This is a genomic window from Mariniflexile sp., assembly GCF_041583155.1.
Classification (GTDB): Bacteria; Bacteroidota; Bacteroidia; order Flavobacteriales; family Flavobacteriaceae; genus Mariniflexile.
Genome location: NZ_JBFHGK010000075.1, coordinates 1 through 10,186, shown reverse-complemented (window position 1 = coordinate 10,186; position 10,186 = coordinate 1). Strand labels below are relative to the sequence as shown.

Here is a 10,186-nt window from a genome sequence, read left to right as displayed (position 1 = left end):
TGCTTTAAAAATACGTCGTGCATTTTAATAAAATAAGATGTACGCCTTAAATGTGTTTCCCAAAGCGCTCTGTTACTTTTTTGAATTGCTTCAAACTCGGTTTCTGTTTTTGAATTATGAAAATCTAAGATTTGCATTTCTAGAGAATCCTTTTTTGTTTCGTCTAAAATAACACAATGTTTTGACCAGTCTATTATATTACTTAATGGTAACCTGCAATCGGTATTTAACAAAATTGGAATGCGCCCAACTGCCAACGTTTCGTAAAACCGAACCGAAAAATTTCCAACACCACGACTACAAAATGTATAGGCATTATTGAAAATGTTATTGTAAAACTCTTGGGTTGATGTTTGCTTATCAATTTCAGTCTGCGCACCAGCTCTATAGTGGTTTCTTAAAATAAAATTGGTTTTTAAGCCTTTGGATAATCGCAATTTATGCAAATAACCCGCGCGTTTTATACTGGATGGATAAAATGGTTGTCTATCGACTAGAATATAACCAAGCTTCCTTTTATATGTGTACTTTACATGGCTCAATAATTCCTTAATATATTTTAAAAGACCAGACTTAGCATGCCCAACAAAACCAACACTAGGCAACTCCTCTTTTTTCAAAACAGAAAATCCTTCAGGTAACCTTTGTGGGTAAGGGTCGTTTACAAAAGATGGGATTATAAAGGTTTTATCATTTAATTGACTATGAAAACCTCCCAACCTAAACGTGTAACAATGTTTTATATGGGTTGTAAAGCCATAATCGCCAGCAGTGTAAATCCAAATGGGTTTTTGATGTTTTTTAGCAGAAATACGCAATTCGGAAAAAGAAGTTCTATGTTTTAAAAAAGTTGCATAATTTATTGGAAGTACGACTACATCGCAAGCCTCTATTGTATCTACTAACTGGTAAAAATTTAATATATCTTCGTTTTTTACAAATACCAAGTCAAACAGTAACGGAAAAACTTGACGCCTATAAGTTTCTGTTAAAAATTGAGTATTTGTATAGAGTTTTAGCATTTAGTTTTTACTTTTTATTTCGACCGTTCTTATAAGTTATTAAGCCTCTTTTATTTTTATTATAAAAAACACATTCAAAATACAACCTAAATGCACGTGCTATTTGCACTATTTTTTTATTAACGTTATAATTTTTATGGTTCGTACCCTCTTCATTTATTAAAACCGATTGACTACCAACTACCTGTGTTGCAAAATTTTTATTGGTGATAGCTATTTTTGCTTTTGAACTTAAAATTCGTATTGCATACTCGGTTTCTCCAAATCTTCCTGAAGTGTTTTCTAAATAATACCCATAATTGTTATAAAAACTTTTTTTAGTTATAAAAGGATGGTCGCTATATTGATAATAATTTTGTAAAAAATTATGAAATGAAAACTTAGGAATCCTAGATATATTATCGGTTATCCTTTTTAGTTTATTGAATTTAAAATAAGAAGAGAACCTTATCAAATCTACCGTATTATTATCAAGCAATTCCATACATTCTAAAAGAATACTTTTCAATTCTTTTACCAACGCAAAATCTTCTTGACAATAAATAATATATTCTCCATTACAAACCTGAATACCTTTATTAATATTGGCTGCCAATCCTTGATTTTTCTCTGCTAAAACAATCCTATCTATACCATACGATTTTAAAATATTAATGTTCTCTAAGCTACTTCCATCATCACTTACCACAATCTCATATTCTGGTAAATCTATATTTTTTATGGCATTTATGCATGCTAATAAATCCTGCGGTCTATTGTAATGTGTAATAAGAAAACTGATACGCTCCTTTTTTCTTTCCATAAACTACAATTTATTAGCCCAATACTGGCTTTGTCTCCATTGTTTTGAATACGTTTTAAAGTAACTATATGGATTTTTAAATGCTCTATAATTATAACTCTTCAATCCTAAAAACAACTTATAACCAAGTAATTGTTTGTTAGTAAAATAAGTTTTATACAATAATTGCATGGTTGGCGATGGTTTTGGTTGTATTTTATCATTTTCCCAAAGCTGTTTTACTTTGGTACGAAATCCGCCAACAGGAGCTTTTAAATGTAAAATTTTAATATCTGGTATAAATATAACATCAAATCCTTTATTTCTTAATTGCATCCCAAAATCGGAATCTTCACCAAACCCAAACTCATAAGAGGTATTAAACTTAAGCCCCTTAATTGCCTCTTTACTACAAAAACTCGAACCAGAACCAAAAACCGTAGTTTGCTCCATTTTAAAAAAAGTTTGTTTTTGATGTGGTTGCAAACATAAATAACTGATTACATCTATTTTATAGGTGTCTATTTTTTCAAAAGTTTTTTCAAAAAAATCAGTCTCTAGCCGTATATCATCATCTGCAAAAAACACCCAGTCTGAAGTAATTTCTCCCAATGCAATATTACGGGCATTGCACACACCTACTTGATGCGTAAAAGTATGCTTTATAGCAAAAGGCCAATTTTTAGTTGTAATATAATCTAACTCTGAAAGCGCATTTTCTTGAGCACTTTGTTCTACTATGATTACGTTTTTTGGTAAAATAGTTTGACTTGATAAATCTTTTAATACATCATACAAGAATTTTTTTCGTCCTATTGTTGGTATAATTACATCTATAGTTTGGTTATATGTTACTATTTTACTTGACTTAACTTGTAAAAATTCCAAATTAAAACTATCCAAGCGTTTTTTATAGAACAAACCTTTCAGTAGTGAAAAAAAGGTTGTTTTTTTTTCATATATCAAATAACTTAAGCTTAAGAAAAACAACCACCTCAGCTTATAATGTTCCTTAACAAATTTAAATAAAGTAGCTGTAGAACATGGTTTAATTATGGTTTTACACCGTGAATTAGACTTTAGTAAATCTGGAGATGAATAACAAAACAAATCACCTCGTATTGCCCGTTTTCCTAAATCGTTTAAAAAATAATCGAAACCGTTATTGGTAACCAATTTTGGATTTATACGAAGTATTATTGAAGCATGTATACCGCCAACTAAACTACTTGTAATCCATGTCGGGTAAGGCACTTTTTTATTAATATTTATAAACCACGACCTATCAACATACCCGATTGCTTCTGTTATATAGTTATGATTTCCAGGGTTAAAACTTGCTAAAATACGTTCATGGTGAAATATGGATGTTAGAGCTTCCCTATTTAAATCTTCTAAATAGGAATGTTCGCACCAAATAATAAAATCATCTGGAAATTTTTCAGCTAAATCAATTAACGCCATTGTAATTGATTGCTTCAACGCCATTTCTATTTCTTGAAATTCATTATCAAGAACTTTTAATGCTTTATTATTTTCATGTATTAAATAAATCATTGAATAACAGATTTATAATACTCAATGTTTATTTCTGCAATTTTATCAATATCAAACACAGCTTCCACTTTTTTTCGTGCTTCTGCTCCTACTCTTTTAGATAAATTGTTATCCTTTAAAAGTTCTATAATTCGATGTGCATATAAATCGATATCTAATGGATGTACTAAATACCCATTAACACCATCATCAATCAATTCTTGTGCCCAACCTATACTCGTGTTAATTACAGGCTTTTGTAATGCCATAGATTCAATGGTTACCATACCCAAGGTTTCAGCAAAACTAGGAAACACACACACATGGGCATTTTTAATATGATTCTTTACATCTGAATAAGGCACTTTTCCTAAATAAGTCACATTCTTTTTTGCTTCATTTGAAAACAAATTTTCAACTAGATTATATGTTGAAGATGAACCTGTTTGAATATCGGGGGAATCGTTTCCTATTAAAATCAATTGGGCTTCTGGGACGGATTCTAATACTTTATTAAAAATTTCCGATAATTCAAAAACACCTTTTTTTCTTATAATGGTACCAATATAAAGTATGGTGTTTTGGTTGTAAATAGAAGGTGTATCGTTTTCAAAATCTTTTAATTTTAAACCATAATGTATAGTTTTAATTTTTCTTTTATTTAATCCAAAAATCTTTTGAGTTTCTGTGCCGGCGTAAATTGTTGGTGCTATATAAGCCTTAGCCTTTTTTAGCGCCAATTTTTCGAACAAAAAGTTCTTAAATTTCTGTTTGCGTTTATCAAGTTTACAAAAATAAGCGTCACTTCCATGAAAGCGGATAAATAATGGTGCTTTTAAGTTCATAAATGCTGTAATTCCTGTCCAGTCTGGGGCTTCAACTACATCGATGTTGTCTGTGTCAATATATGAGTTTAGATATTTTTCTATGTGCTTACGATGCCAATACCAGCCCAAAACTTTAAAGCTTCTATGTTTTATTAAATGAATCTTAATGTTATCTTCAATTAAAATTGCATCATCCTTTTGACCATATACAAAAACCGAAACAGTTACACCCTTTGTTGATAATGCGCTTACTAAATTCTTAATACTAGTTGCAATACCCGCTGCATGCGACACGCGCTTATGAGGATATTCAGAAGTAAGAAAAGCTATGTGCATTTTATAATGTTTTTACAAAACTAACTTTTTGAAGCTAATAATTTTGTATTGGTTTCCATTTTTGAAATTATCTTTTTTGCTATCTTTTGAAACGGAACTTCAATAAGATGGTAACTTAATGTTGATACTACAGTTGAAATAAACAAAATTAATAGTAACCTAGTTAAATAATTAATTAGATAATTATCAAAAAAATCCATGAGATTAAATTTTGCTAACCAAGAAATAACAATAAAATGAAAAATGTACATACTGTAACTAATTTTCCCTATGTATCTTATAATCGGTATAGTAAGTAGTTTAAAATAACCTTTACTTAAAAGCACGCCAAACACAACAAAAATAATCCCGAAAACAATATGATTTAAAAATAAAAAATCGAGTGCTGTCCCAATTTGCAAAGGAAGTAATAGTAAAACAATCAATTTCAATTTATTAGAAACTAAATTTATGGATTTTCCATTTTGTATTAAAAAGAACATAATAATTCCTAAGGCGAAAATTGGAAGCTGACAGGGGAAGTAATAAAACAAATATTCACGCCATAAAAAATCGGATGGCATGAGTTGATAATAACTTAATATTTCTTGGAAAACTAGTTTAAAAATCAATGATGCAGTCAAGAATTTAAAGGCATCATTAATCGTTTTGATATAGAAAAACAAGAATGGGAATATTGCATAAAACATCATTTCTACGGCAATAGACCAGCCTCCTGGAACTAAAGTGTTAATCCAATGTGGACTAAACCCATGTAGAAATAACATGTTAGAAATAGTATTATAATTTGAAATTATTGGCTGTGTCCCTAACCAGTATCGAGCGCCCAAACTTTCATGAAAAATATAATATAAAATGGCTAAATAATATACAGGAGCAATTCTAAAAAGTCGTCGTATAAAAAAATTGCCTATAGGATTGTTTTCTATCAAACTTCTATTTTTATAGGATCTGAATAATGTAAACGCACTAGCAATAAAAAAAAGTTGTACCCCACTAGAACCCAATCCTAATAAAACAGAAAAAAAATGAGGTGATTCAACAAACCCTTGTTGTCCTGCATGCCGCATAACCACCATAATAATAGCAATACCACGAATAGCATCAATATAATTTAGTTTTTCTAGTTTGGTTACACTCATAATTATTTTAAGAAATATAATGAATTAAAAAAATAAGCGAACACTTCAAAATCGATTTTTCAATTGACACATAAAATAAATTAAGATGGGAGTAATTGGATGTTAAAAATGAAATAAACACGATTCTATTCAATGATTTGTATGTTGATTTATTATGTTGGCTACTTTTTTGAAAACAAATCGGCCCCATGTTTGTTAAGATGTGAATGGTTGTAAAAATTAGCTTTGCTATAAACTAAACTGTCATTAGAAAAGTTAACGTAATTTACTTTATAATCCTTAGCTATTTTTGTTAGCAAACTATCAACATATTGTCTTTGATTAATTTTAAAGGCATGAACTTTATAATATTGAGGAGACCAAATTAAATGGACTTGTATATTATTTTTATTAAAGAATTTAAGGATTGTTCTTAATTCTTCAACACCATTTTCATACATTGTATTAAAATACTTTGCATCCACAGTTTCATTCAACCTTTTAGTTTCGAAGGTATCCCAATCCTGTTCATCCCATTTATTTTCATTTATAATAAATCCGTTAATATAATTAGAACAATCTGCTTTAACTAAAGATTTAATTTGACTGTAAACCCCCATTTCAAAACCCCTGTATTTATATAAAGGAACATACTTTTCTAATAAATAATTTTTATCCAGTTGTTTTGCGACATTTGTATATTCTTCTTCATTTACATAAGGAAGATACTGTAGTTTTTCAAAGAAAGTGTTAGCCGTACCTAAAAGGTTATAATCTACATCTATAATTAAAATTTTAGGTAACTTATTTCTATTAATATAAGATTGCCACCTTATTTTTAAAATATTTAAAGTCGTACCACTTACTCCTAAATTATAAGAATCTAAATGTGTTGCGCCGGTAATAACTTCGGGATTATAATGCGCTTGCGCCCTAGAATTTCCTAATATAGCAATATCGGTATTTAATGACGCATGATAGATTTTATACCAGATATTATTGCAGGCAAATCTATTATCTAACAATCGATCTAAACCAAACTGTATAACAAAAAACACTAAATAAATTAGTAGTGAAAACTTTAATATTTGTTTTATAAATAGTTTCAAAATTGATTTTCTGCCAAGAATAAATAAATAACCAAAGTGTAATCATTTAAGCTTTTTATCCTACTTTTTATATATTATTTCGTTTATCGCATCCCATATATTTTCTGAAGCCTTAGTTGGTGCTTTTCCAGCCACAATTTCAAACCATTTTAAACCTTCTTCAACATTTGACAATTTGCCATCTAGAATTTGCCGAACCAACCCTTCTAATTCGTTTTTGTTAGTGCAAAAAACGGCGGCTTTATCACTTGGCATGCTTCTAAAATGAACGTATTTGTAATTCTGACCAATATCGCGGATGCCTTTTTTCAATTGAGGTTGTTCGTAATTGTAATAAATACAGGCTTTGTTATGCGCCACAAAATCGAATACGGTAGAGGAGCATACATTGGTAACAAACTCGCTATGTTCGCAGACATTATATAACATTTTAAAATCTTCTTTGGCGGGCAACACTTCGTTCCACATACTACCTACCTGTTTCCAAATGGGGTCTAAAACTTCAATAATATCTTTATTCACTTCAATAACGGCATCGTATCTTTTAGTGAAATCAACCGGACATTTTCTATAAATAACACCTAGATTATAGCCTTTATTGTTTAAACTTCTAACAGCCTTTGCTAAATCTTCTAAATAATATTGGTCTAGTGGCGATGTGGTTTCATCATCACCTGAATAACAGATGTATTTTTTATTCACATCTAAACCATATTGTTTGAAAAAATTGTCTCTTGATTCTAATAACGTTGTATCAAAATGGGGTTCAAATTGTGGTGTTCCGGTAACAAAAATTTGAGATTCTTTAACAAAAGGATAGTATTGTAACACTTCAGCCTTCATAAGGTCACTCCAAACGCAATAATAATCGGTTTCTACCACTTGCATGGCTTTGGGGACGTTATCCCAGGAATATACAAATGTTATAGTTGGTATTCCTAAATCCTTTGCTGCCAATAATGCACTGATAGACTGTGATGCACGCTGTGTGGTACAAAATACCAAATCCGGTTTATGCTCTAAAAGTTGTGCTTTGCAGTAGTTGTATTTTGAAGTAGAACGTTCTAACTCATTTATTTTCTTCCGAATGCGTTCAATCCCTTTTTCAGAATTATTTAAACCAATTAACAGCTTTATATATAAAGTTTTAAGCGTATTCTTCAACCCATTATAATTAAACGGGAATTTATAAGTTGGATACACATTATCATCAAACTTTTTTTGAGACACATTCAGTTCTACATGCTTTCGGGCTCTTAAATATAGTGGTGTAAATGGGTGCGTTTTATGATTTTCAATCTTAACTTCATTAAAACCCAAGTTTTCTTTTAATGAAAAAACGGTATTGTTCCAGTAATGAATATCAAAACCCATATTTTCACCAATTTGCTTAAAATCAGTAAATGCAAAATTTCTTAAACCAACACCATCTGGAAAAAAAACGAATACTTTTTTTTTCATTTTAATCTATCCCTTTTGGTTTTTTAATTTATCTCGCTGCACTTGCTCAATAGGTAAAATATCTTTTGATTTAAAATTAAGTGCTTTATACACCGCATTTAAGTCTCTTGAAAGTTTTCGAAGTCCCATAGGTTCTAACGAAGCAGCATGGTCGGTGCCTTTCCAAGTTCTATCAATGGTATAATGGCGCTCAATAATGTTGGCTCCTAAAGTATAAGCTGCAACATCTACCGCAATTCCCAAATGATGCCCAGAAAAACCAATATGCTTTACCTCGTTTTTATACTTTTCAATAAGTAAATTGATATCTAAAAGACAGACATCTTCAAATGGAACAGGATACCCTGAAGTACAATTATAAAGTATTAAATCTTTATTTCTATTGAATTTTTTAAAAAACTGAACCAAGTCTTCAATTTCATTTTTGGTTGTCATTCCTGTTGAAATATGAAGTTCGCCCTGATAATTTTTGCATAACCATTCCAACATATTCTTGTTATTATTACATGCTGATGGTATTTTAATGAATTCTGGTTTTAAGGATGCTATCTCTTTGGCGGACGTTAAATCCCAAACCGACGTTGCGTAAGTAATTCCTATTTCTTCACAATAAGTTTTTAATTCTTGATGCTGGTTAACATCAAATTCTAAAAATTCACGATGCGCACCATAGGTGTCGCCATACGAATTGGCAGGATTTGGATGTGGTTGATTGTATTGTTCCTCCGTTAATAATTCCTTATTATTTCGTTTTTGAAACTTAACCGCATCAGCATTACAAAATATTTTTGCTACTTTAATAAGTTCTTTAGCAATTTCCATATCGCCTTTATGGTTACAACCAATTTCGGCTATGACATATGGTTTTTTAAATAAATTCATTTTTTATCATTATTCAACAAAATAAAGAAAAAACAATTACACTGAATAATCTAAATTTTAGCTGATAGTTTTTATTATTTTTTCTACAAGACAAATTAACGCTTCGACAAGCTCAGCGTGACAAACGTACATCAATACCAACTATAATGTCAGACTGACCCTGTCGAAGTCCTATCGCATTTACCAAATTGAGTATAATTCTTTGAGTATTCAACCAATTTATCCCAATCTTTATCAATTAAAGCTTGTTTTTTTCTTCTGCTCCACCCCTTTATTTTCTTTTCACATGCAATAGCTTGGTTTGGATCGGTAAACATTTCAAACCAAACCAACATCACTGGCCTTCGTTTATACGTGTAAGCATCAATATCTAAACCTTGATTATGTTCTATTAAGCGTCTTGATACATTGTTTGTAATTCCTATGTAAAATGAATCATCTTTGCATTTTACGATATAAACAAAATAGGTTTTCATAAAATGGTTTCGGTTTAATTAGCGCTTCGACAGGCTCAGCGTGACAACTCTATCACTTATTATAATCTCCACTGTCAGACTGAGCCTGTCGAAGGCCATATTATCTTTAACACATCAATGCAACAATAGGCTCGGCGTGATAAATGTTTTGTATTAAAATCGCTTATTATAATTAAAAATGAACTGACAAGCTTCCCTGATGGCGCCTGCTCCAGAATTTTTAGAAAGCACAATATCTGCATGCTGTTTCACAACATCGGTAGCATTATTCGGTGTTAAGGACCAACCTACACTGCAAATATTGGTTAAATCGTTCACATCGTCTCCAATATACGCTACATTATTGATGGTTATGTTTTGTTCCTTTAAAACATGTTGTAGTAGACTGTATTTATCCTTTACTCCTAAAAACACATGATTGATTTTTAGTTTTTGCATGCGTTTGGCTACCAATTCTGAATTTTCCGAAGTCATAATCATGACTTCAATATTAAACTGACGCAATATTTCCAGACCCATACCATCGCGCATATCGAAACTCTTGGTGTGTTCACCATCTTTGGTATATGTTATAGTGCCATCGGTAAAAACCCCATCCACATCTAAAACAATATGAGTAATTTTTTTCGACTCTT

The 10,186-nt window shown here is 30.6% G+C and carries 10 protein-coding genes; all 10 read right to left on the bottom strand.

The window, feature by feature from the left end; translation table 11 throughout:
* Window positions 1-1,022, bottom strand: a 1,022-nt coding sequence (locus tag ABYI63_RS16575) for an exostosin family protein (protein WP_372757968.1), incomplete at its 3' end; no start/stop codon positions are given.
* Between the two features lie 7 nt (window positions 1,023-1,029).
* Window positions 1,030-1,824: a glycosyltransferase family 2 protein gene (locus ABYI63_RS16570; protein WP_372757967.1), complete on the bottom strand. Its 795-nt coding sequence runs from the start codon at window positions 1,822-1,824 to the stop codon at window positions 1,030-1,032.
* A gap of 3 nt (window positions 1,825-1,827) precedes the next feature.
* Entirely contained in the window at window positions 1,828-3,360 is a 1,533-nt protein-coding gene (locus tag ABYI63_RS16565; protein ID WP_372757966.1) for a glycosyltransferase family 2 protein, read from the bottom strand.
* A complete protein-coding gene (locus tag ABYI63_RS16560) occupies window positions 3,357-4,502 on the bottom strand; it encodes a glycosyltransferase family 4 protein (RefSeq protein WP_372757965.1) in 1,146 nt (381 codons plus the stop codon). The genes ABYI63_RS16565 and ABYI63_RS16560 overlap by 4 nt, the downstream gene beginning before the upstream one ends.
* A gap of 20 nt (window positions 4,503-4,522) precedes the next feature.
* Window positions 4,523-5,644, bottom strand: a complete 1,122-nt coding sequence (locus ABYI63_RS16555) for an acyltransferase family protein (protein ID WP_372757964.1) — start codon at window positions 5,642-5,644, stop codon at window positions 4,523-4,525.
* Between the two features lie 161 nt (window positions 5,645-5,805).
* Window positions 5,806-6,681 carry a hypothetical protein gene (locus ABYI63_RS16550; protein WP_372757963.1) on the bottom strand — a complete coding sequence of 292 codons (876 nt, stop codon included), beginning with the start codon at window positions 6,679-6,681 and terminating at the stop codon, window positions 5,806-5,808.
* 111 nt (window positions 6,682-6,792) lie between these two features.
* A complete protein-coding gene (locus ABYI63_RS16545; protein ID WP_372757962.1) occupies window positions 6,793-8,193 on the bottom strand; it encodes a UDP-glycosyltransferase in 1,401 nt (466 codons plus the stop codon).
* 6 nt (window positions 8,194-8,199) lie between these two features.
* Window positions 8,200-9,075, bottom strand: coding sequence for an N-acetylneuraminate synthase family protein (locus ABYI63_RS16540; protein WP_372757961.1), 876 nt, complete (start codon window positions 9,073-9,075; stop codon window positions 8,200-8,202).
* Between the two features lie 149 nt (window positions 9,076-9,224).
* Window positions 9,225-9,551, bottom strand: coding sequence for a GIY-YIG nuclease family protein (locus ABYI63_RS16535; protein ID WP_372757960.1), 327 nt, complete (start codon window positions 9,549-9,551; stop codon window positions 9,225-9,227).
* 153 nt (window positions 9,552-9,704) lie between these two features.
* A partial coding sequence (locus ABYI63_RS16530; protein ID WP_372757958.1) for a KdsC family phosphatase occupies window positions 9,705-10,186 on the bottom strand: 482 nt, incomplete at its 5' end.